Consider the following 24,408-nt stretch of genomic DNA (forward strand, 5'->3'; position numbering starts at 1 on the left):
TCGACTGGTTGAGATACGAAATTATTACCGAAAATTCGATATTGCAAAATGATAATCGGACAAAAACACTTCGTTTAAAAAACGACGATCTTTCTGGGGTTTTTGGTCAAGAGGGAGGGAAGAGGTAACCCTTCTCCTCCGAGGGAGCGTACGGTTTTGCCGTTGATTTTCAGTTGGATTCCTCGAATCGGAAGATTTTCCATCAGGCTGTAAACCAATTGATCGATTCGGTCTTTGAGAATTTCCGGCCCGGCTCCGCGTTCCAATTCTCCGTTGATCGAAAGTTTTAGGACCCCGTCCTCGATTTTGTAGTCGGGATCGTAGTGGAAACCGGAGGGGATCGAATTCAAAATCCCTTTTTCTTTTTCGGAAACGACCGGCCCGGCGATCAGGGAATTCAAGACCAAACGAACCCGATCCCCGCCTTGGGAAAGACGGAGAACCTTTACCAATCTGGAATGACTTTTGTTTCCCTTACCGTAGAATTTTAGGAAATACAAAGACAGTTCCCCTTTTTGTGCGGGAATGGGGGTTTCCACTCCGGAGGAATGTGTTTCGGAAGTTTCCGACGCAGAGGAAATCGGATCCATCACCGGAACCAAACCGTCCTCGTTCCCATCCTCGTCGAGGTGGGAAGAGGAATCGGAAGTCGTCTCTACGTCCCCGTTTTGCATCAGTTCTCCGAGAATTTCGTCCTCGGCCTGATCCATCAGTTCTTTGTGATTGAGATTCCCTCTCGCAGAGGAAGGAGATTGCGGATCCATTTTCCCGATATTTCTAAAACCGGTAAATCCGGTGCCAGAAAACGAAAATCCGGATCCGGTACTTTTGTCTAAGAGCACTAACGTAAATACGATCCCCGTTAAAACGAAGATGAGGTTTTTTCTTTTTTCCGGATCCGGCACATTCTTAATTTCGGAAGAGAAACGGATTCCGTGGAGGCAAAAATCAGAGGAAAGAGGTCAGATCTTCCAGCTTTTTTAGTTCCAACTCGAAGTCGGGAATTTCCCCGGAAGGGGCGTGTCCATAGGCGCAAAAGGCAAAGGGACAACCGTTTTGTCGGGCCGCCTCGTAGTCGGAAAGCCGATCTCCGATCATCAGGATTTTTTCCGGTTCCAGACCGTAGAGTTTTACGTACTCTTTCAAAATCCCTCCCTTGGTTTTGATTCGGTCGTTGTCCAAAACCAGGATCGGATCAAACAAAGGAAGCACTCCAGCGACGTCCAAAATGGTTTCCACATAGGGCCTTCTTCCGTTGGAAGCCGCGAGAATCCGAAATCCTTTTTTGGCCAAGGATTCGATCGTCTCCTTTACTTTGGGATAAAATTCCCCCTCTCCGGAGCGGATTCTCTGACAGAGAAAACGAAGTACGGAATCCGAAATCGAATCCCGTTGCGATTCCTCGAGTTGCGGAAGCAGATTGAGAAAGATCGTTTTGACCGGTTTGCCGATTTCGAGCATGATCCGTTCCCGGGAAGGAAGTTCGATGGGAATTCCGGAAGTCCGGGAGAAGTGTTCGATCGCGTCCTTATACACTTCTAAGATGATTTCTTCGGAGGAAAACAGGGTTCCGTCCACGTCGAACGCGAGTGCCTGTAGGGAATCGCCGGAAAATCCTGTCATTTCCAGGACAGTTTTTGAAATCCGATCCTTTTGGCATTTTCTTTTTCCCTTTGCTTGATTTTCCTCGAAGCGAGGAAAAATAGGAGGAAGTCATGAAACCCGCGGATTTTGAAATCGATTCCACCGATCCGTCCTTCGTCTCGGATATTGATCGGAATCGGAACGAATTGTTCTCCTCGTTCGAGTGGACGGATCCGAAAGCCCAGCTCCAAAACCGCGTCAAGGGAATCGAACTCGATCGTTATTTTCGCCTCACCGAAAGCGAACGGATCGGGATCCGGGATACGATTCGACTGAACGTGTCGGCTACGCCGTATTATCTTTCCTTATCCGATCCGAACGATCCGAATTGCCCGATCCGAAGGATGATCGTTCCGCGTGAATCCGAATCCGTTTTTTCTCCGGAGGAATCCGCGGATCCTCTCCACGAAGAACGTCTTTCTCCGGTTCGCGGGTTGACTCATATGTATCCGGATCGTGTTCTATTGTTTACGAATCATGAATGTTCCGTTTATTGCAGACATTGTATGCGCGGAAGAAAAGTATCCGATTCCAAGGAGAGGATGACTTCCGAAGATCTGGAGCTTTGTTTCGAATATATCCGGAGTCATCCGGAAATCCGGGACGTCGTTTTGTCCGGAGGCGATCCGCTCAATCTAAACGACACGAAAATCGATCGGATTCTGGAAAACTTAGAATCGATCGAACACGTGCGCATCTGCCGTTTGGGTACGCGTAATCCGGTCACGCTTCCGTTTCGAATCACGAAGGAATTGTGCGGGATTTTGGAATCGCATAACACCGACAGACTTTCCATTTTCTGCAACACTCAGTTCAATCACGCAAAGGAGTGTACTCCTGAGGCTAAAGAGGCGATTTTGCGTCTTTTGAAGGCGGGGGTCAGCGTGGGAAACCAATGCGTTCTTTTGAAAGGTGTGAACGATTCCGGGGAAACTATGTTAGAACTTCATAAAAAACTGTTGGAGATGCGGGTGCGCGCGTATTACATGTACGACCCGGAACTGATTCCGGGATCGAGGGGTTTTCGAACGCCTCTGGCCAAGGGAATAGAAATCGTGGATTATATGCGCGGCAAAATCGCGGGTATGGGGATTCCTTCCTTCGTCAACGATCTTCCCGGCGGAGGGGGAAAGATCACTCTCGGGCCCGACTGGTATTTGGGTTATTATAAACCGGAACGTCTGCACGTGTTCCGTTCCGCGTTACGAGGTACGTATCACGTTAGTTCCGAACCTCAGGATTCTACGTTCGAGGAAAGTTATCCTGAAATTTCTTCCGAAACCTGGGAAGGAATCCGTTCGAGCTGTTACGGGGTTCGCGGAAAATTGGAATGAACCAAAGGGAATCTCCGAGCGTAATCGTTTACGCGGACCTACACGAGTTCGAAGGCGACTTTCCGGAGTCGTATAAGCAGGAATGGGAATCCGGACGTTCCGCGGATTCGATCCTAAAAACGTTAGACGACATCGGAGAACGTGCCGTATTATCTGAAACTCCGGAAGATCTATTAGAAAAATTGAATTTATATTCCGGACTTCCGGAAGTTTCTAAACCCGTGTTGTTCCATTTGATGGAGGGCTTCCGTTCCAGAAATCGGGAGGCGCTATTGCCGGCCGTTGCCGAGATGTTCGGTTTTCCCCATACCGGCTCGGATGCGTACGCGCAGAACGTTTCTCTGGATAAAAATCTGACTCGGATGATCGCGGCTTCCGTAGGAATTCCGGTGGCCGACGCGTCGTTGATCCGAAACCGTTCCGATTTTCCGTTTCCGGAGGATCGTGAGTTCCCCCGTTTTTTAAAACCGAACGGGGAGGGCTCGAGTTTAGGAATCGGAGAAGGAAGTATTGTTCGTTCGAGACTCGAGTTCGATTTGCGGATCGATTCGTTACCGGAGGAGTATTTTCCCCTTCTTTCGGAGCGATACTTAAGTGGAACGGAATATACGATTTCCGTAATGGGATCCTCTCGAGGTGGATATCGCGTTTCGAACGCGGGTCGGGTCGTTTTGCGGGAGGAAAGGAAAATCGAAGAGGTCTACGGAGAAAAAACGAAATCCAAATCGATCATGCCGGAAACTTTGGTTTTCGATTGTCCCTCTTCGTTGGAAACCTTTCTTAAGGAACGAAGCGTTGTTCTTTGCGAGGAGTTGGGTTCGTCCGGTCCGGCCCGCCTCGATTGGAAGTGCGACGACGCGGGAGAACCTTTTTTTCTGGAGATCAATCTTACGCCCGGGTTATCGCCGTTTTATTCAACGTTTCCGATTTGTTATCGTCAGAGTCTGGGGGACGAAAAAACATTGTTCCAAGAAATGATACGGATCGCACGTTCGGAATTTACGGGCGCCCGGTTTTTGTATTCGAGACGGAAACGATCCTCGATCCTTTTCCCAAAATAAAGTTCATGTCGTTTATCAATTTTTCCCGAACTTCCCTTTCTTTCCGCGCCGATCTGGAAACTTCCGTTCTAAACCATTCCGTTCTGAAAGCCAATCGTTGGTTGGAGGAAAAGGAAAAGCGGATGGAACGGGCGGATCTTTTGTTATGGCTTCGTCAGGAATATTTCGTAAGCGTGGACTTCGTAAATTGGTTTCTAAATACCGCGTCGATCGCCGATTCCCTCGAGGCGAAGATCGTTTTGGTATCCAATATCTGGGAGGAGTTGGGAGAAGGTAAGGAGGAGGATTCCCACGTTTCCATTCTCGGTAAATTCCTTTCCGAAATGGGGGAAACGGTCGGGCCCGGCGATATTCTCCCGGAAACGAAGGCATATCTCGATTTGATGCAGTCCATTACGAAACGGGATTTTTATTCCGCGTTGGGAGCCTTGGGGCCCGCGAACGAATACTTGCTAAAATTAGAATATTCAAGAATGTTTATGTCTTACTCCGATCTCAGAAAAAGGGTTCCTTTGCCCGAGGGGAAATTCTTTCAGGTTAATTTGGCCGCCGACGAATCGCATTCCGAAAAACTTTTTCGTCTTATCGAATCAGCGGCCGACACGGAAGACAAGAAGGATAGGGTTCGCGAAGGGAATCGTTTGGCTTTGGACGCGAGGCTCGTGTTTTACGATGGTTTAACGGCTTTTCAGAGACTTGAGTAGGGACATCGCCAAAATTCCGAGGATCGGAATAAGGGGAAGATAAAGAAGCGGGGCAATCCAGCGATATCCTTTGAGGGAATGGCTGAGTTTTCGGACCGCAAAAAAGCCCGGGTATCTTCGACCTTCCGCGATCATTTGCACGTTTCCTTGGGCCACTTCGAAATTTAAAGCGGGATGAATTTCTTTGAGTTCCTTTTCGGAGAAATCTCTAAACGATCGGAATCGGATCGACGGGTTCCGATTCAACGTTTGAAGTTTTGCGGCGAGTCTTGTGCAGAAAAGGCAGTTCCCATCGTATAAAAAAACGAGCGTGTTCATATTTCGAATATTTCCTTTTTTGAATATAGTTCGTTTTGTAGTAACTACGTCCGTCCTTCCGTGAAACGCGGGCGCCCCACCCTGAATTGGGTGGAGGAGGAGAGGTGGCGGGAAAACCTCCCGTCAATTTCCCCTATCACATTTGCCGTTTCCTGTAAAGCGCAAATTTACCGTATCGGACGTAGGAACAACTACAATCGGCCGGATTTCGATCGGAGATCTCCGTTCCACCGGGAGAGAATCCGGGCCGACAACCCTAATTGGATCCTAATTCCTACTCCACACTCGATAGATCCTGCGGGAGATTTTTGAGGAAATAACAGATTTTTTGAATATTCTCTTCCTTGACCCCGATCCAAAAAAAAATCCAAATACCTTCCTTCTGCATTCCGTCGCAGACCTTCATATACCACTTCGAGATCGAATTCTCCTTTCTCGCCCTCCAAAAAAGAACCGGAAAACGTTCCATCATACGATCCCAGATATCCCTTCCCACGCCTTCTCCTCGCGCGATCTCGTCCACGGCAAATTTGGAAAGAAAAAAACCGAACTCCGTTTCCTTCACCAATGCGCAACCCTTGTATTCGGATTCCAGAAGAATACCGGAGAATTTCTGATCCCAGAATCCCGGGTTTAAGGATCTTTGAAAAGCCCGTTCGATGAGTTGTGTCATCTTATCCCGGGAAACCGAATTTTGATCCTCAATAAAATCGATCCTGTTTTTTTTCCGAATGAGCGTTCCGCTTCCCTTGATCGTGAAAAGTTCCTTTAAAAGGGAAGAAGCGGAGGTGATCGCGATTCCGAAATCCTTATCCTTTACATTTTTATAAAGTTCTAAACAAGAATATAACAAGGATCGGTCGGTCGAATCCGGGACCAGTTCGGAATCGACGTCGTAGATGGAGATCTTTTCGCCTTGGGAGTAGATTCCTCCTTTCGGATTCAAATATATCAATTTTTTTGAATGTAGTTCGGTGCTAAGTTTCGTGAGAAAGGAAAAAAGAAGGTCCCCTTTTTCCTCCGCGACGAAAACGGGAAGTTTTTTTTCGGCTAACGCGGACGCTACGGAGCCGGATAAATTTCCGAAATTCCGGAAAAGTTTTCCCGGCAGCGTCGTTTCGGATTCTTCCTTGGAGTGGTTTCTGTAAAATAGATTGGTGTAGGAAATTCCGTCCTTATCCAAAACCACGACCGGATACAATTCCAATCTGTGCAAAAGTTTGAGGTTGTATAAAAGCGCCTCCGCCGATTCCATAAGAGTACCCGAATCGGCGTAGATGACGGCGAATTTTTCCGGTTCAAGGGAGCGGAAGAGTTTAAGAAATTGAAACGAATCCTTTGTGTTCTCTGTTACTTCTAAAAGTTTAAGGAGAATTTCCTGGTGTTTCATTCCGATTCGATTGGATTATTTGCCCAAGGTGTAGGCAACCAATTTTCCTTTCAGCTTCCCTATCGTTAAGGATTGTTCCTTGTCTTTTTTCAATTTCAGAAATCCGAGTAGGGAAGGGTCGCCGCATACGATCGCCAATACGTTGTCCGGGAAATGATCCTTTAATTTTTTTCCCCAAGAGGAATATGTTTCCTTCGCTTCTTCCTTGGTTCCCAATCGAACTCCGTACGGAGGATTGGTCACCAAATATCCGTTACGGATTCCCTTTTCGTTTTCGGAAGTCGCAACATCCGATAGGAAAAATTCTATCAAATGATCCACGCCCGCGTTTTTCGCGTTTAACTTTGCCAGTTCCAAAGTTTTTACGTCGTTGTCCGAGGCGAATATCGTCGTACGGGAAGGAACCGGATTCTTCTCGCGTAAGATAGGTTCGCCGAACAATTTTCGAAAGGGAAGAGAGGAACTCAGGCTTCGGAAATTCGTATAACCGCCGTATAACAGCTTTAAGGCGGCTTCGATCGCGATCGTTCCCGAGCCGCAGAAGGGATCGTATAACGTCGATTTTACGTTCCAGCCGGAGTAACGCACCAGAGCGGCGGCCAAAATCTCACGCATCGGGGCCTCGCCTCCGATTCTTCCGTGCCCTCTTTGTTGTAAGGGACGGGTGTTTAACCCTAAGGAAAGTTTTGCGTGATCGGAATGCGATCTGAGATAAAACAGAAAATCCGGTTCGTCCCGGGAAACCCGAGGCGGTTCCTTTCCCTTGGATCGAAAACGATCGAAAATCGCGTCCTTGAGTTTGTAGGTCGCATAACGCGAATCCTTGAGCGAGTCTTTCGTAGCGGAGTCGATACGAATCGAATGTTCGGAGTCGAGGATGGATTCGAACGGGAAACGAAGCGCCTGTTCGTAGAGATCCTCCGGGCTTTCCACTCTCCAATACTTTAAGGAAAGGCTGATCCCGGAAGCGATTCCCGTACTGAGAATGAATTCCCGTAGCTCCTTGGAAGATCCTTGGAAAAAAATTCCTCCCCGATTTTCGGAAAGAATCTTGAGGCCGAATTCCGAAATTTCCTCTCGGAGAAGTCCGGACAAACCGTCCGGACAAGACGCGTGGTATTCGAAAGAATCCGGTTTGGAAAAATCCCAATCGTTGCGGGGAGGTTTCGGTTTTTCCTCCCGGTTCCGTTTCGTATCGAAGTTTTTTTCCGACGGTTTTCCCGTTTTAAAACGAAGTGATTTTTTCGGAGCGATCTTTTTGTCGTTCACTCGATTTGTTGCGCCAGATAATTTTCAACGCCGATTTGACGGATGATCTCCTGTTGCGCCTCGATCCAATCGATGTGCTCCTCTTCGGAAACCAGAATCTTTTCGAACAATTCTCTCGTACCGTTGTCGTTGTTTTTGACTGCGATCGCGATGCCTCGGTTGAAACGTTCCACGGCGGCGTATTCGAGTTCCAAATCCACTTTCAAAATCTCTTCTATATTTTTTCCTACGTTGATCTTCATATAACGTTGTAGGTCCGGAGCGCCGTCCAGATATAGGATACGATCGATGACCTCGTCCGCGTGTTTCATCTCGTCTATGGATTCGTGTTTCATAAACTCCGCCAGTTTTTTGAAACCCCAATTTTTGTTCATCTTCGCGTGGATAAAATATTGATTGATTGCGGTAAGTTCGGCGGCGAGAACTTCGCCTAAAATATCGAGTACTTCTTTGTTTCCTTTCATCTTTATTTCCCTCTTAAGACATTCAGTATAAAAATCATTCTTAAATTTGCAAGGATAGTTTGAAAACGAAGGAGAAAAGTTTCCGAGAGAACGAGAAGAGGTTTTTTTTGATTTTCAATCTCACAAAATTCGAAAACATAGACGCCAATGTCTTCTTCGATTTTTTTAAAGGACTCTCAGTTGAGTAAGTTCGGAAAGACTGAACTTGATTATCATTCTCTTTCTTATCGAACCGCTTTTCAGTTGTTGCGTAGAAATCCTGAGTTTGAACCTCAGTTTCTCGTTTTCGCGGCGATGGCTCCGGAAAAATATACGGGAGAAATTTTTCTTCCGGCGCGTATCAAGGAAAGTCTGGGACTTAAGAATCTTTTTACGATCCGTACGGAAACCGCCTCCTCGAGCGGTGCGAGTGCGTTTCACACCGCGGTTTATCTTTTGCGTTCCGGCGCGTTTCAAAGGGGAATCGTGATCGCTACCGAAGTTATGAGCCGTTTGGAACGGGAGGAGAACAACCTTTTGTTGGGAAGCGTTCTTTCCGAAAGACAACGCGGATTCTCCATGTCTATGGCACAAGGCGGAGGAATGATCGCGACACGTTATCTGCACGAATACGGATACGACAGGAAAGATCTGTTCGCGCTTTCCAAAAAACTCCACGATAACGGTCTGAAAAACGAAAACGCACATATCAGAAAGAATATTACGGAAGAAGAATATTTTAATTCTCCTATGTTCACGAGTCCGCTTTGTCTTTACGATATTTCCCCGCTTTCGGACGGTTGTGCCGCGGCTCTTTTGACTTCGGAGAAAACGGGCGCGGAAAGGGAACTTTCTGTGCGCGGGATCGGACACGGAATCGTAAATTTATCCTCCGCTCCGGGCGAATTGAGTTTCGCTTCGAGCGTGAACGCGTTTCAAACGGCGTATGCGGAAGCCGGTATCAAACCGGAAGAAATTTCTATCGCTGAACTGCACGACGCGTTTACTCCGTTCGAATTGATCTGCGCCGAGGACGCGGGTTTGTTTCCCAGAGGAAAGGCTCTACGTTATGTGAAAGAGGGCAAAACCCATCCGGAAGGACAACTTCCCGTCAACGCTTCGGGTGGTCTCAAAACGAGAGGACATCCGGTGGGAGTTTCCGGCTTGGCTCAAATCGCGGAATTGCAGACTTGGATGTTCAAGCAGGATCGATTCCGAAACGGACTCGCGCTTTCCATCGGAGGTCTCGGCGTGAACAACTTCGCGACGATTCTCGGCAAAGAATAAAAACGGATACACAGTGAACGAAAAAATACTTCTGATTCAAACCGCGTTTTTGGGGGATCTGATCCTTACGACCGCTTTTTTCCGCGAAGTGAAACGGAAATATCCGAACTCGCATCTGACCGTGTTAGTCAACAAAGGAACCGAAGGTGTACTCGAAGCCAATCCTCATATCGATCGTTTGATTCCTCTGGATAAACGGGAATTCAAAAAATCGTTTTGGAAATTTATTTCCTTTCTGTCGGATCTTCGTAAGGAAAAATACGATCTGTGTCTTCTACCGCATTTTTCGTTCCGTTCCACCTTGATCGGTTTTGCGAGCGGCGCGAAGGAGAGGATCGGTTATCGTTCCGCGGGTTTTTCCTTTCTGCTTACGAAACGAATCGAACGTCCGTTGCGCGGCAAACACGAGGTGGAAAAATTATTTTCTCTGTTGTACGACGAAAGCGGATTCTCTTCCTTGTCGAAGCGCCCCGAACTTTTCTGGAGGGAAGAATCCGTTTTTAGAGTGCGCGTTCTGATGAAGGAACACGGTTTGGAAACCGGGAATTTTATCCTTCTCGCGCCCAGTTCCGTGTGGGAAACGAAACGTATGCCCGCGGATAAGTTTCGGACTTTGGGAAAACGTCTCTTTTCCGAACTCGGAAAAAAAATCGTACTCATCGGATCCAAAGCGGATACGAAGTTATGCGAAGAGGTCGGGGAAGGTTTCGGAATCAACCTGGCGGGAAAAACCAATCTTACCGAACTTTCGTTTTTGGTTTCCAAGGCTTCGCTGATGGTGAGCAACGACTCGTCTCCGATCCACTTCGCGTCCGCGTTCAACGTACCCACGTTAGCCGTCTTTGGAGCCACGATTCCCGATTTCGGTTACACACCTTTGGCGGATCGATCGATCGTTTCGGAAATCGAAGGTTTACGTTGTAGGCCCTGCGGAATCCACGGCGGAAGGATTTGTCCGGAGGGACATTTCCGTTGTATGAAGGAACAGGATCCGGACCGTTTGTTCGATTACGCAGTCAAATTAGAAAAGGGTAAACATTCATGAATTACGAAATTCATAAACGAAGGATCGCTGAAGCGCAAAAACGTCTTCAGGACGGCGAGGTGTTGTTCGTTTTCGCGGCCTCGCATACGATCAGGAATCGGGACGTGGATTATAAATTCCGTCAGGATTCCGATTATTTTTATCTTACCGGTTTGGACGAAGCGGACGGAATTCTAATATTAAAAAATTCTTATAAAGCCGCGTTTCTTCTTCCCAAAGACAAGGAGAAGGAGATTTGGACGGGGATTCGCGTCGGAAAAGAAAAAGCGAAGGATCTTTTGGGTCTCGATGAAACCTTCGACTTGAACGACTGGGAGTCTAAGTTGGACTTTCTCTTGCTCAACCAACATACGTTGTTTCATTTTTTCGGAAGGAATCCGGCTCGAGATACGAAGTTGATCGAATGGATTTATTCACTCAACCAAAGGGCGCGGGAGGGAAAGTTCGGGCCGAAACGGATCGAAACCCCCGAATTTTTACACCGCATGAGAATGTTCAAATCATCCGAAGAGATAGACGCTCTGCGTGAATCGGCGCGAATCACCGCGCTCGGTCACGAACGAATCATCCGCGAATCGAAGCCGGGCATGTTTGAATACGAACTCGAGGCGATCTTAGAATCGGAATATCTGAAACACGGAGCCTGGGGAGGCGGATACGGTCACATCGTCGCATCGGGAAAGAACGCGACCGTTCTTCATTATACATCTAACAACTGTAAGCTGGCGGAAGGCGATCTCGTTCTCGTGGACAGCGGCGCGGAAAAAGGATATTACACCGCCGACGTTACGAGAAATTTCCCCGCGGGAAAAAAATTCACGTCGGAACAGAAAGCCGTCTACGAAATCGTTTTGAAGGCGCAAAAAGAGGCGATCGAAAACGCCCGTGAGGGGACGGAATTTATCGCGGTCCATAACGGCGCGGTTCGGACGCTTTGCGAGGGATTGATCGATCTCGGTCTTTTGCAGGGTTCTCCGGATTCGGTCATTGAACAAGGAATATTCAAAAAATATTATATGCACAGGACGAGCCACTATTTGGGAATGGACGTCCACGACGTGGGACATTATTATCAGGACGGCGCCTCCAAAAAATTGGAAAACGGACAGGTGATCACGATCGAGCCGGGTTTGTATTTCGACCCGGAGGATCTTTCCATTCCGGAACGGTTTCGAGGAATCGGAATCCGTATCGAAGACGACGTTCTCGTCCAAGGGAATACCCCGGTCAATCTTACCCGCGAGATTCCGAAGGAAATCGAAGATATAGAGGCGAGAAAACGTTAAGCGAAGTGGAATTGATTCGATGTTTATGATCTTATTATAAACGTAGTTCGTATAAAACGAACGGATTTTCTTTTTATAAAACGGGGCCTCGGTTTCGAAAGTCCCTCGTTTTTTTTCTTGTATAAACTCCAAATCAAACGTTAGTTGTATTGTTTCCGATTTCGTGAGGAAGTGTAGCTTGTATGTTTCTTTTCTTGCAGGACGATCTTTCCGTAGGTCGGGGAAGTTGCGGATCCGCGCATCAAAATCCGCCAATACTTCGACGTCTTTTTTCCACCGCCGCTTTTTTCGTTTCGAGCCCGACCCGATGTGCGCTCGCGATCTTCGTTTTATTTTCCTCGACGGTTTTATACTCTCATCCGATTCAAACGATCGATTCCTTGGACGAGATCACGAGTTTGGATTCCGGTACGGAACACACGTGGGAAATTACGACGCAGTCTTTGGATCCGGTTTCTTTTTCAAGATCGTATCTGGAAGGCGCTCCATTGCCGGAGGTCCGCTGGGAACCTTACAAAGCTCCGGGAGCGTTTCAGCTGCCAGACCTATCGATCGAAACCGTCTATCTACTTAAAAAGTTCGTCGCACCCAAAGACTGGAACGCATCCTCGATTTCGATCCGATTGGGAATCATCAACGATAAGGATCGAACGTATCTGAACGGAAAACTGATCGGCGCCACGGGTGACAGGAACTCCGAGTTTCCCCAAGCATATGATAAAATCAGAATATATACGATTCCTCCTGGCCTGATACGCAAGGGACGGGAGAATCTCATCCTAGTCGAAGTCAAAAAATTCTTCCGTAAAGAAGTCGGAATCGAACAGGATCGCACCGAAATCGGGGATTCCTCCCTGATTCAAAAGGACCTATTGCGCGCGGAATACGTAAAACTTCTCTTTTTGATGATCTATCTTACCGTCGGAGGTTATTTCCTTTTTTTATACGTTCGAAGACGGACGGACAAAGAGAATTTATACTACGGTTTGTTCACTGTTCTTTTGGTGGTCTACCTATTCCTGAGGAATCAGGTCAAATACGATCTGGGTATCGAATTCATCTATATGAAAAAGTTGGAATATATCATTCTGACCGTTTTGATTCCGATTTTCGCGGCTTTTATCAGGTCCTATTTTAAATTTAAGAGGAATTTATTTTCGAACGTTCTCGACGGCGCGTATCTTTGTTTCACTCTCTTTTATTTCGTTTCGAACAACGTGATCCATTATAATATGCTAAACAAACACGCGGTTCAATACGGTTGGTTTCTTTACGTAGGTTTGATCGCGTATTATCTCGTCAGAAGGATGGTCGCCAAAGATAGGGACGCTCTTTTGATTCTCGGAGGCGTCCTGGTCATCGTGATCGCTGCGGTTTTGGATACGCTCGGCGCCAGAAACATCATCGTATTTCCGAGAGTGGTCGGTTATGCGTTTTTATTTTTTATCCTCAGCATCGCGACCATTCTGGCGAATAAGTTCGTTCGTTTGAACGAAGAGGTGGAGGAGTTGAACGAGGATTTGGAACGTAAGGTCGAACAAAGGACCGAAGAGTTAAAACAATCCCTCGAACAAGTCAATCGACTTAAGGTTCAACAGGATGCGGATTATTTTCTGACCTCTTTGTTGATCAATCCGCTTTCCTCGAACAAGAACGTCAGCCGAGTCGTCAGGACCGAATTTTATACGAAGCAGAAAAAGTCTTTCGAATTCAAGGGAAAAACCTACGAGATAGGAGGGGATATTCTGATTTCGGGAAACATAGAACTTCGTAATAAACGTTATGTGGTCTTTGTAAACGGAGACGCGATGGGAAAATCCATCCAGGGTGCGGGAGGAGCGCTCGTAATGGGAACGGTCTTCAACACCATTCTCACCCGTTCAGGAATCGCGACCCAAAAGAACAAATCCCCGGAGCAGTGGTTGTCCGAAGCGTTTTTGGAACTTCAGAAAATTTTCGAATCCTTCGACGGGTCCATGTATATTTCTATCGTTTTAGGCCTGGTCGAGGAATCCTCGGGTCTATTGTATTACATCAACGCGGAACATCCTTGGACGGTGCTCTATCGGGACGGAGTCGCCTCTTATATCGAAGACGAGCTGACCCTTCGGAAAATCGGAATTCCCGAAAACGAACAACACCTAACGATCAAAACGTTCCGTATGTTTCCCGGAGACGCGATCGTGATCGGTTCGGACGGAAGGGACGATATCCTCATCGGAAACGAGGAGAATCGGATCATCAACGAGGATCAAAACCAATTCCTAAAACGTGTGGAAGAAGGTGCGGGAGATCTTTGCGAAGTATATGATCGAATTCTAAAGTTCGGATCCTTGGTGGACGATTTCACCCTTTTAAAAATAACATACGATCCGGGAGCTTCCGAATCTGAAGCCGGCATCGTTTCGGAGAAAACGGTCTCGGATTCGTTCCGGGACGCGCTTATCAGCGGAAAGGAACTTTTACGCGACAAAAAAGTGGAGGAGGGTTTAAAATCGCTCGAATACGCTTTGGCGCTGAATCCGAAGAACGAGTCCGTTTTGGCGACCTTCGGAAAATTTTATTTAAAGGAAAAAGAATATTCAAAATCTTTAACTTATTGGGAAAAACTTTCCGGCCTTTACGCTAATTCCGCGGAATTCGTATATTACGTTTCCCTTTGCCATAAAATGCTGAAGTCCTATGAGACGGCAGCGGAATTCGGAGAACGGTCGTTCTCCTTAGATCCGTCCTATCTAAAGAATCTCATCAATCTTGCGGACATCTATCGGATTTTGGAACGTTTCGAACGGGCGCGGGATTTTTTGGGAAAGGCCTTGGTTCTCGATCCGGAAAATCCGAAGGCTCTTCAGTTGAAAAATTCGTTCGGTTGAGCGGTCGTTAATTTTCTTCGAGATAGAGACGGACGGCTTCCTTGAGTACGGAAAGTCCGATCGATAAGGAATCCTCGTCTATATCGAATTTAGAACTATGATGCGGATGGATCAATCCCTTGGTTTCGTTGCCGGACCCCACGAAAAAATAACAACCTGGCACCTTCATCAGAAAGGCGGAAAAATCCTCACCTCCCATTGACTTCGTGTTCTCTTCGGTGACGGAACCTTGACCCAGTATGTTGACGGAGGCTTTGCGGACTATATCCGCCATATAAGGTTCGTTGATCGTTGGACGGTTGGTGCGTTCGTAGTGGATTCCGACCTCGGCTCCGAAGGCGTCGGCAACTCCTTCTACTACGCGTCTTAACCGTTCGGGAACTTCTTCGAACATCCTTTTCGAATACGTGCGAACCGTTCCTTTGAGCTCCGCGGTTTCCGGTATAACGTTGAACGCGTTTCCCGAATGAAAACTTCCTACGGTAACGACGCAAGAATCGAGTGGATCCGTATTTCTGGATACGATCGTCTGAAGCGCGGTGACGATATGCGCGCCCGTTACGATCGGATCCACGGTGTGTTGCGGCATGGCTCCGTGTCCTGAAACTCCGGAGATACGGATCGTGAATTCATCGACGGCGGCCATCATCGGTCCGTCCACTACGCCCACCTTTCCGACGGGGATATGATTCCACACGTGAAGTGCGATCGCCGCATCGACATTATATTTTTCTAATATTCCTTGTTCGATCATTCGATCCGCGCCTTGGCCTCCTTCCTCCGCAGGTTGGAATACGAGCAAAACTTTTCCCTTGGGAAGAATGGAACGGATGTCTTCCTTGATTTCGGTCGCGAGTCCCATGAGAATGGAAGTGTGCGCGTCGTGTCCGCAAGCGTGCATAACGCCGTCGTGCACCGATTTGTATTCGGCGGTAGATTCCTCGAAGATCGGTAGCGCGTCCATATCGGCGCGCACGAGAAGCGTCTTTCCCGGTTTACCAGAATCGATTAGGGCTACCACTCCGGTTTCCGCGATCTTGTCCTGAAAGTTTATTCCGAGTTTTTTTAGATGGTCCGTTACCAACGCGGCGGTTTTGTTTTCTTCGTAACGAAGTTCGGGATGTTTATGGATCAGCCTTCTGTAACGGATGAGTTCTTGGGTTCGATCGGAATTCACTGTGAGTTTCATACTTCGTCGTCCATTTTACGTTAAGATTCTGTTTTCGGAAAGAACTTTCGATTTCGTTTCGCCTTTCGTGTTACTCGCTCCGCGGAATTTCGGGAGGAACGTCGTTTTCGTCAAATGATCCGGGAATATTCGGACAATTCCCGTTTCCATACCTGGGTTCCGCAATAATGATCTCCTTCGGGGCAATAGGGTTTCACTTCTCCTTGCAGACGGATCCAGCAGGGGGCTTTGATCCAACGGGCGATTTCAGGATGAATTTTCGTCACGTCCGTGAGTTCTTCCACGGAAGCCTGAAAAATCTCTTCTTGCGCGTTGTAGCAGGTTCTGGATCTCCATTTATGATGAAGATTGAGTAGGTCCCCGCTTTCGTAGAATCGGATCGGAAAACTGTTCGGGAGGAGATACGTACCGTGTTCCGCCGAACCTCCCGATTCCAGAAAATGATTCAATTTTTCGAATATTATAGAATGATAATGATTGTATTTTTCCAGTAGTTCCGGATATTTTCGGACCACGAGCGGAGTGACGTAATCCGGCGTTCCTGCGTATTGTGACATGAGGACCGGTCTCGAACCCGGAACCATTCTGTGCCTTTGATCCTGGCTGTCCGCGGTATGGGAAATTCTTTTTTGAAAGGAATACTGAACGTTGAACAATGCGCGAGTGATCGGACTCATGGAACTTTCGTTGAGCGTGGAAGTTAGATGTCTATTTTTTGCCGGGTTGAGTACGAGATCGATCGCATCGACGTCGTTTAAAGAAGATTTAGGTATTCCTAATACGGAGCGCACGGACTGCGCCAGGATTGCCGGTCCGTTTACGGAATACGAGACGAGTTTTGAATATTTTTCGCCGAGCGTTTCGTCGAATTCCCGCGTGAATGAGGCGGCCGTTTCCGGATGAAATTCCCGTTTGCCGGATCCGAATGCCGATTCGAAAAAACGATATTCGGTCGTCTCTTCGAGAGGAACCGGATCGTCCATTTCGCCAGCATACAACGGATCTACGGCGCGCACTTGCGCTACCATCTCGGTAACGACTGCCTTTTGTTCTTCCGGAACGTCGAAGGAATTCATCAGTCGATAGTATCGATGTAGGGTAAGCCCGTTGACGGAGTGATAGAGATAGGTGTAGGTCCCCAACGGTAGCAGATAACGCGCGACTTCGAGACATTTCTTTTTGATTGGGGCCTGCCATTTGTCGGGATAATTGGCGCGGGCCTTGTAAATTTGAAAGTATTCTTCCTGAATGTATCGATGTAGGACTTCCGTAAATTCGTAATAAGCCTGGTTTGCGAATTCCACTGCGTCGAGATAAAGTTGTAGCAGTTTACCGTCGAGGCTCGGGGGGACGTAGTAGTTCTCTTTTTTGACTTCTACGTATCGCTGAGATACTTGTTCCGAGTTATAAAATGGATGGGAGTGGAGGAAGGACCATACGAATTGTCGGGAAACTTTATCCAAGGTAAAGATGAATTGCGGATGTTGTCTTGTCGTGAGATGTCCCGCTTTTTTGGTGGATTTGGCGACACGATCTCGGATTTCGATGGATTTTTCGGAAGCGACCATATCCGCAGGTAGGAGAATTCCTTTCGAGGAATAACAGGTTCTTGCGGTGGCGATTGCAAGGTTGAACGGATCCTTGCTGTGGTCGAGAAGCGAAACGATCGGTTTTTGGGCTAACATCGGAATCTCCGGACCGGACTTAGGCTCCCGGTAGGATCATCCTGAGGAGGGAAATCTTAGGGAAAACTCTTTTTTATGTCGCTCCTGTGCGGTTTGGACGGAGAAATTTCCGTGTGACAGTGGGGTTGTGTGTGAGTTCCCGCGTAAGTTTGTATCACGGACAAATTTCCGTGTGACAGCGGGGTTGTGTGTGAGTTCCCACACAAGTTTGTATCACGGACAAATTTCCGTGTGAGAGCGGGGTTGTGTGTGAGTTCCCGCCAAGTTTGTATCACGGACAAATTTAAGATCGCTTTTTTTTCGAACGCTTCCCCGCTTTCGATTTCGAAGCCGGCTCTTCTTCCGAAAGTATTTCGGGAGTTTCCCCGTGTTCCTGATGAGGATCGATCCATTCTCCGTTGCGTCGCGAAAAACCCTGATCCGCAAAGGCCTGTTTTTCCAAAAGTTTCCGTTTCGCAGATCTCCTTTGCTCTTGGTGTTCATACAGATTCAAAAGATATTCCATCACGATCGGTAGCAAGACGCGCGAAAACACGGTCGCTACGATCACACCGAAGATCACCACCGTAGCCAAAGGACGCTGCACTTCCGCCCCCGCCATCGTGGAAATCGCCATCGGAATAAAACCCACCGCGGCGATAATCTCGGTTGTCATCACAGGTCTAAGAGAATGAATCCCGGCGAGATAAACCGCATCCGCAATCGAAGCCCCTTTTTCCAATTCTTCTTTGAGAGTGGAAGCGTAGACCACTCCGTTTAAAACCGCGATGCCGCTTACGGCGATGAATCCGACCCCCGCAGGAATACTGAAAGGAAGTCCGCGTAACACAAGACCGATGATGCCGCCCGAAACGGCCAAAGGAACCACGATAAAGACGCCTAACGCGTAGTAGATGTTTCCGAACGCAGCCATAAGCATAAAGAAGATGATCGCAAGAGCGATCGGAACGACCATCGCCAAACGTTCCTTCGCACGCGTAAAGTTTTCGAACTGACCTCCCCAATCGGTTCTATAACCGGAAGGAAGATTCTTTTCGATATCGGCCGTGGCTTTTTGCGCTTCGTTGACGAAACCAACTAGATCCCGACCACGTATGTTGGTTTCCACCATGATTCTACGTTTCAAAGATTCCCGGTAAATGGCCGCAGGACCTTCTACCAGACGAATCTCCGCCACCTGCCCCAGGGGAACGGTGGAACCCGAGGAAGTGAACACGGGAATGTTTTCCACTTGTTCCAAATCCGTCGCATCTATTTTCAATCGAACCACTAAATCGAATCGTTTGAAACCTTCGAACACCTTGCCCGTCTGTCTTCCGAGACGCAACGCTTCCACGGTCGCGAGAATCTCCTCCGCCTGCACGCCGTAACGCGCCATACTTTCCCGATCGACTTTGATTTCCACTAAAGGAAGTCCTAATACTCTTTGGACCCGCAAATCCGCCACACCCGGAACACCTTTGAGCTTATCCGCAAACTGTGCGGCGACGTCCTTCAGTTTAACCAGATCGTCTCCGTAAATTTTGATCACCACGTCCGCTTTCGAACCGGACAAAAGCGCGTTCACCCTGTTTTCGATCGGCTGCGACAAACTGATCGTACTCGACGGAACGTATTTTAGGATTTCATCCTTCATCTTGGTCATCAATTCCTCGCGATCGCTCGCACTGACCCATTCCTTACGCGGTTTGAGTTTGACCATCGCTTCGCCTTCGTCCGTACCGACCGGCTCAGCGGCGGATTCTCCCCGACCCATCCTCGAAACCACACTGATCACTTCCGGAAATTTTTTGAGCACGGATTCCATGTCCATGTTGATGTCCCTTGAATAATTGATCGAGGTGGAAGGAAGACGTTTAATGTCCACGGCGATTTCGCCTTCGTCGATTCGAGGAAGGAATTCGGAGCCCAAGGTAGAACCGAGTAACAACGCAAAGACGACGACTCCGATTCCTGCATACGAGAATTGTTTTTTACGCGCCATCCCGAAATCGAGAAGGAGTTTGTATTTTTCAGTGATCACGTCCCAGTATTTGCTGTGATGGAACACCGGGTTCTTAAAAAGAATCGTCGCCGCCGCCGGAAACGTGGTAAGAGAAAATAAAAGGGCCGCACCGAGAGCGAGAGCGACCGTGATCGCCATCGGTTTGAACATCCTTCCTTCCACTCCTTCCAAACTCATCAAAGGAAGATAAACGAGCATAATGATCGCGACCGAAAACGCGGCCGCCCGACCCACACGAACGCACGCATCGGTGATGATTTCCTCCGCCGCGAGCTCCCTGTCTTCGAGTTTGTTCTGCATTTCGTAAAAGGAACGTTTGAGAATGAACGCGTGTAATATCGATTCCAGCATGACGATGGTTCCATCGACTAACAGACCGAAGTCGAGAGCTCCGAGAGACATCAGATTACCCACGATCCCGAACGCGTTCATAAAAATCGTCGCGACGAGCATGGGAATCGGAATCGCCAGAGCCACGAGCAACGCCCCTTTGACGGTGCCTAACGCGACGATCAAAACGATGACGACTAACGCAGCGGCTTCCGCGAGATTGGTGAAGATCGTACTCAACGTTCTCCCGATGAACTCGGATCGATCGTAAAACGTTTCGATCCGCATCCCCGGAGGAAGTTTTCCTCGGACTTCTTCGATCTTCGTTTTTACGCGTTTTACGACTTCCAGGGAATTCTGACCCATCAACATCATCGCCGTGGCGCCGACGACTTCACCTTTTGCGTCCTTTGTAATCAGACCGAAACGGAGTGCGGGACCGATCTCTACCTCTGCGATCTGTCCGAGCAAAAGCGGGATTCCGTCGCCCGCTGTGGTGACGGCGGTGTTTTTCAGATCCTCGATGGATTTGTATTGGCTTTCGCCACGAATGACGATTTGTTCCGCGTTTTTGGAGATATAACCGCCTCCCGTATTCTGGTTGGCCGCTTCTAGTTTATCATAAATTTGTGATAGAGTTAGGTTGTGGACCGCGAGTCTTCTCGGATCGATCTTCACTTGGTATTGGCGCACCTGACCTCCGATGATGTTCACGTCGATGACGCCTTCGGTGGATTTGATTTCGCGAGACAATTCCCAGTCCATAAACGTTCTGAGTTCCTCCGGAGAATGTCGATCGGAGGTGAGAACGAATTCGTAAATGTCGCCGAGACCGGTGGCTATCGGAGAAAGTTCCGGTCTTCCGTAACCGGGGGGAATGATTCCTTCCGTCTGTTTCAGACGTTCGTTGACGAGTTGTCTCGCGAAATAAATGTCCGTTCCGTCCTTAAAGATGACTGTAACGGAACTAACTCCCGTTCTGGAAATGGAACGGATTTCTGTCACGTTCGGAAGACCGGTGAATTCCATCTCGATCGGATACGTTATGAACTGTTCTACCTCAAGAGGGGAAAGCCCGGGAGACGCGGTGACGGCTGAAACCTGAACGTTGGTCACGTCCGGAATCGCATCGATGGAAAGATGAAAGGCGTTGTATATCCCGACCAGGGTCACCATCGCGGTGAGCACCAACACCAAGGCTCTGTTTTTTATGGAAGCTCGGATCAGTTTATCGATCATGTTGTTGTGGATCTCAAAAAAAGGACTCTATGGACAAGAAAGACGATTTAGCCTCGAGTTGAAAGGTTTTTTTACAAGAATTCGCGACGCTCTCGTTCTCCGAAACGAAATCGAAAGGGAGAACCTTTTTTCCCTTTCGTCGGTCTCATGCGGATTCGAAACGTTTTGAATCGATTTCACACGGAAGGAAATCGATCCGTTGACCTGCGACGAATCGGGTAAAACTACCCGGATGGTTGGGCGACCGTTGCGTGCGTTTTCGCGGGCGATACGCTTCGTTCGTAATCAATATGCGAAAAAATGAATAGAATCGAATACGCGAGGGAAGTAAGGAATCATAATTGTAAATTTATTATTTCCAGGATCGGGAAAGAACGAAGTAAAAGAGAAAAAAACTGAATCGGTTCGAGACGGACCAATCGACTCCGTGCTTCGAAGAAATTTTTTCCCTTCCATCGGTCTTACGCGAACTCGAAACGTATTGGATCGATTTCGCACCGAAGGAAATCGATCCGTTTCCGATAGGTATGCGGATTCTTGAATTTGAGAAGAACGGGGTTTTGGGAATCGGGAAAAAGATTTGGAGCGTTTACCATTTCCTGTTATGGCGAATTATTTTCTGTTATAATGAAAAAAATAAAAAGATTGCGGAATTATTCTGATTTATTTATCATAAAATATACTTCCTGTGATAAAATGAGATCGTTATGGAAGAGGAGGGGGAATGTTTTCCATCGGCAGTTTTCCGGAAACCGTCAATGAGTCTGCGGCACGAACCGTGGCTGGATTGGTTTTGATTCTTTCTATGATCACAGTGTTTACGGAATCGATTTGGCTAAACGCGGCGCTTTCATACGGTTTTGCAGCGCGCGTTTTATATGGACCGAAGTTTTCTATTTTTGCGAAGTTGGCGATCCATGGAATCGTTCCTCTATTCGGTTTCGGAGATAAACCCGTCGCCGGACCGCCCAAACGTTTCGCCCAGAGTCTGGGTTTTTTACTCAGCTTGACTTCCTTGATTTTACTCTCGACGGGAGAAGTCTTCGTTTTTCGGATCGTCCTCGGAATTCTTTCCTTTTTTGCGGCCTTGGAATCCGTCGTCGGGTTTTGCGCAGGATGTTTCGTGTTCGGATATCTGATGCGTTGGGGGATCATCCCTTCGGAAATCTGCGAACGTTGCAACCGTCTGACCTCGGGTCCGAAACGATAAGCGCAGAATATCCGAAGGGGCGGTGGAACGGGATTTTGATAAGCGAAATGAGAAGTTTAGAATTTACTAAAAAACGATAAAACGACTTCAAAAAAACGGACATGGACGAAACGACTTCAAAAAACGGACGTTATCCGTAATCTCGGGAAAGCGTCGGTCGTAAAACGCGCGTTTGTCGGAGAATCGAAAGTCGCCGTTACGTTTGCACCGCGGAAGCCGGTTTCAAGTGCAAAGGAGATTCGGTCTGGGAAAGAGGAACGTGATCCGCACGGATCGTATTCTCATCCAATTGTTCCAGCGTTTCGATCCGGTCCAGACAAAGAAGTTTTTCCTGAGCGGTTACGACCGGAGTCCTAAGACGAGTATTAAAGTGAAGAAACGGTTTTCCTTCCGCCTTTCTGTTTTCTACAAAGGACTCGTGGTTGGAAATCCTTCTTTCGGAAATGGAATTCAAGTCCTCTTTTAAGGAAACTAGATCCCGAAAACGGTTTTGCGAAAGATGAGGATCCAATTCGAAACCGATCGAGTTTCTTCCGTTTCCGATGGCGGCTAACGTAGTGGTTGCGGTCCCCAAAAACGGATCCAAAACCAAATCGCCTTTGAGGGAATACATCAGTACGATACGATTGGCCAACTCCAACGGATACGCCGCGCTCCTTTCCCTTCCGGACTGTGCTTCCAAACCCTGTTTTTTCCCCTTAAAATCCCATACGTCTCCGAACCAGAGATTTCTTTCCTCCCAAAAAAAAGCGCTTTCCGCGCGTGCCAGTTTTTCCGCTTTGGTGGAGAAGTTTCGTTTGTCACCTTTTCTGAATATTAGAATATGTTCATGTTCCAACGTTACGTACGCGCCTGCGGGAAGCATTCCGGAGCCCATGAACTTGTTCGGGGAATTGGTTTGTTTTCTCCAGAGGACGCCGGGAAGGCTGAAAAAACCCAGGGAATTACAGTTCTGAATGATCCTCGCGTGATTCATAAAAATTCGAAATCCGGAAACGGTTTTACGCGTAGCGTCTCCGATATTGATCACGAGAAAGCCGCCTTTTTTGAGAGTTCGAAAGGATTCCTTCCAAACTTTGTCCAGCTCTTGGTGCATTCTTTCAAACGAAAGATCCGGATCCGATTCGAAAGAAGTTTCTATCTCGGAAGAAAATCCGAAAAATAGATCGTTCCACATTTCGATCATCGGATACGGAGGAGAAGTGACGATCAAATCCACGGATTGATCTTCGAGAGGAAATACGTCCCTCGAATCTCGGACGGAAATTTTGTGAGTCGTTCGAAACATTGAATACGAAATAGGATCCTTCCGTTCGATTCCCTGTCCACTCAAAACGATTCGAAAAACGGATCCATGCGGAACGTTTGTGTATCGTTTTATTCGTTCTTCTTTTTTACGAGAAACGAAGGGGAAGAGAACTCGCAGTATCGGTCCGTTGGATCCTTGCGCGAATCGTTTTCTTTCCCAAGTCGCGATTTCGTACGACAAAAAAGAAATCGAAGAAGGTCGCGTCTCGGATCGTTTGCGAGATAGGCGTACAATTTTCTAAGATGGGATCCTTGTGTTGTTAGTGCGAGCACGGCAATCGTTGAGCGTTTTTCGGATCTGGACCCACGACTCGGGAAATCTTTTTTTTCGCACGAAACGAACGACTTCGGATTTCCCGGGATTTCTTCGGATTAAAAAATCCGAATTCTAAAATCGAGTCTTTGGTGATCGTGGCGATTGGAAAAAAATTTCCGCGTTTGTGCTTCCGGTTCTTTTTCTCTCCCTGAGTCTTCTTTGCGACCGAGTGTCGATTTCTGTGAATCGTTTGGATCGTTCCGGCCGAGTTTTTTTCGGTTTCGCATTTTTTTCGATGCGGTTTTGCAAAATCTCAAGGTTTCGTTCGGATATGTATCATTGGATAGAATCTTATCAATTTGATGTTTATGTTGAATATTTTTACCTAAAGTCAAATATATTCTATGGAATTTCTAATATATGAATCAATTTTATATGTTATAGCAGAAAAGTGATTGACGCTAGGTTTCCTTTTTGAGATGTTTTTTTTGGTGAATCTTCGGATTCACTAAACTCTAACTTTTTTTTGAAA

17 protein-coding genes and 1 pseudogene are annotated in these 24,408 nt (G+C 47.5%); 8 read left to right on the forward strand and 10 right to left on the reverse strand.

Features of this window, described 5'->3' with window-relative positions; all coding sequences use genetic code 11:
• Positions 1-74: 74 nt before the first annotated feature.
• Together EHQ17_RS00125 and EHQ17_RS00130 are read right to left on the reverse strand one after the other, a co-directional pair.
• Positions 75-905 carry a GerMN domain-containing protein gene (locus tag EHQ17_RS00125; RefSeq protein ID WP_135590724.1) on the reverse strand — a complete coding sequence of 277 codons (831 nt, stop codon included), beginning with the start codon at positions 903-905 and terminating at the stop codon, positions 75-77.
• Between the two features lie 43 nt (positions 906-948).
• Positions 949-1,623: an HAD family hydrolase gene (locus tag EHQ17_RS00130; protein ID WP_135590723.1), complete on the reverse strand. Its 675-nt coding sequence runs from the start codon at positions 1,621-1,623 to the stop codon at positions 949-951.
• A gap of 92 nt (positions 1,624-1,715) precedes the next feature.
• On the opposite strand from EHQ17_RS00130, the gene EHQ17_RS00135 reads away from it, so the two are divergent.
• From EHQ17_RS00135 to EHQ17_RS00145, 3 genes are read left to right on the forward strand one after another with little or no spacing between them, the layout of a single operon-like run.
• Entirely contained in the window at positions 1,716-2,978 is a 1,263-nt protein-coding gene (locus EHQ17_RS00135; RefSeq protein ID WP_135590722.1) for a KamA family radical SAM protein, read from the forward strand.
• Positions 2,975-4,039: a D-alanine--D-alanine ligase family protein gene (locus EHQ17_RS00140; RefSeq protein WP_135590721.1), complete on the forward strand. Its 1,065-nt coding sequence runs from the start codon at positions 2,975-2,977 to the stop codon at positions 4,037-4,039. Before EHQ17_RS00135 ends, EHQ17_RS00140 begins: the two co-directional genes overlap by 4 nt.
• Positions 4,040-4,044: 5 nt before the next feature.
• Positions 4,045-4,743 carry an iron-containing redox enzyme family protein gene (locus tag EHQ17_RS00145; protein WP_135590720.1) on the forward strand — a complete coding sequence of 233 codons (699 nt, stop codon included), beginning with the start codon at positions 4,045-4,047 and terminating at the stop codon, positions 4,741-4,743.
• Here the strand turns inward: EHQ17_RS00145 and EHQ17_RS00150 are convergent.
• From EHQ17_RS00150 to bfr, 4 genes are all read right to left on the reverse strand, one after another.
• Complete coding sequence (locus EHQ17_RS00150) at positions 4,717-5,061, reverse strand: DCC1-like thiol-disulfide oxidoreductase family protein (RefSeq protein ID WP_135590719.1); 345 nt, start codon at positions 5,059-5,061, stop codon at positions 4,717-4,719. The genes EHQ17_RS00145 and EHQ17_RS00150 overlap by 27 nt on opposite strands.
• Positions 5,062-5,335: 274 nt before the next feature.
• Positions 5,336-6,451, reverse strand: a complete 1,116-nt coding sequence (locus EHQ17_RS00155) for an acetylglutamate kinase (RefSeq protein WP_135590718.1) — start codon at positions 6,449-6,451, stop codon at positions 5,336-5,338.
• 15 nt (positions 6,452-6,466) lie between these two features.
• Positions 6,467-7,546 (reverse strand): THUMP domain-containing class I SAM-dependent RNA methyltransferase, encoded by a 1,080-nt coding sequence (locus EHQ17_RS00160; protein WP_425460662.1) that lies wholly within the window; start codon positions 7,544-7,546, stop codon positions 6,467-6,469.
• A gap of 170 nt (positions 7,547-7,716) precedes the next feature.
• On the reverse strand, positions 7,717-8,184 hold the full coding sequence (gene bfr / locus EHQ17_RS00165) for a bacterioferritin (protein WP_135590716.1): 468 nt from the start codon (positions 8,182-8,184) through the stop codon (positions 7,717-7,719).
• Between the two features lie 147 nt (positions 8,185-8,331).
• Here bfr and EHQ17_RS00170 point away from each other — a divergent pair, with 147 nt between their 5' ends.
• The 4 genes and pseudogenes from EHQ17_RS00170 to EHQ17_RS00185 all read left to right on the forward strand — a co-directional run.
• Positions 8,332-9,450: a thiolase family protein gene (locus EHQ17_RS00170; protein WP_135590715.1), complete on the forward strand. Its 1,119-nt coding sequence runs from the start codon at positions 8,332-8,334 to the stop codon at positions 9,448-9,450.
• Positions 9,451-9,463: 13 nt separating this feature from the next.
• Entirely contained in the window at positions 9,464-10,495 is a 1,032-nt protein-coding gene (waaF, locus tag EHQ17_RS00175) for a lipopolysaccharide heptosyltransferase II (RefSeq protein ID WP_135590714.1), read from the forward strand.
• Positions 10,492-11,781: an aminopeptidase P N-terminal domain-containing protein gene (locus tag EHQ17_RS00180; RefSeq protein ID WP_135590713.1), complete on the forward strand. Its 1,290-nt coding sequence runs from the start codon at positions 10,492-10,494 to the stop codon at positions 11,779-11,781. The genes waaF and EHQ17_RS00180 overlap by 4 nt, the downstream gene beginning before the upstream one ends.
• Before the next feature lie 254 nt (positions 11,782-12,035).
• Positions 12,036-14,177, forward strand: a pseudogene (locus EHQ17_RS00185) (SpoIIE family protein phosphatase); the annotation flags it as partial.
• A 484-nt stretch (positions 14,178-14,661) separates the two neighbouring features.
• Here EHQ17_RS00185 and EHQ17_RS00190 read toward each other — a convergent pair.
• The 3 genes from EHQ17_RS00190 to EHQ17_RS00200 all read right to left on the reverse strand — a co-directional run bounded on the left by EHQ17_RS00190 (position 14,662) and on the right by EHQ17_RS00200 (position 21,102).
• A complete protein-coding gene (locus tag EHQ17_RS00190) occupies positions 14,662-15,843 on the reverse strand; it encodes a M20 metallopeptidase family protein (RefSeq protein WP_135590711.1) in 1,182 nt (393 codons plus the stop codon).
• Between the two features lie 110 nt (positions 15,844-15,953).
• Complete coding sequence (locus tag EHQ17_RS00195) at positions 15,954-17,528, reverse strand: FAD-dependent thymidylate synthase (RefSeq protein ID WP_135590710.1); 1,575 nt, start codon at positions 17,526-17,528, stop codon at positions 15,954-15,956.
• A 283-nt stretch (positions 17,529-17,811) separates the two neighbouring features.
• Entirely contained in the window at positions 17,812-21,102 is a 3,291-nt protein-coding gene (locus EHQ17_RS00200; RefSeq protein WP_135590709.1) for an efflux RND transporter permease subunit, read from the reverse strand.
• A 724-nt stretch (positions 21,103-21,826) separates the two neighbouring features.
• Here EHQ17_RS00200 and EHQ17_RS00205 point away from each other — a divergent pair.
• Positions 21,827-22,312, forward strand: coding sequence for a DUF4395 domain-containing protein (locus EHQ17_RS00205; RefSeq protein ID WP_135590708.1), 486 nt, complete (start codon positions 21,827-21,829; stop codon positions 22,310-22,312).
• 196 nt (positions 22,313-22,508) lie between these two features.
• Here the strand turns inward: EHQ17_RS00205 and EHQ17_RS00210 are convergent, their stop codons facing one another.
• Positions 22,509-23,600, reverse strand: coding sequence for a DNA-methyltransferase (locus EHQ17_RS00210; protein ID WP_135590707.1), 1,092 nt, complete (start codon positions 23,598-23,600; stop codon positions 22,509-22,511).
• Positions 23,601-24,408: the final 808 nt, after the last annotated feature.

This window comes from Leptospira gomenensis, from assembly GCF_004770155.1.
Lineage (GTDB): Bacteria > Spirochaetota > Leptospiria > Leptospirales > Leptospiraceae > Leptospira > Leptospira gomenensis.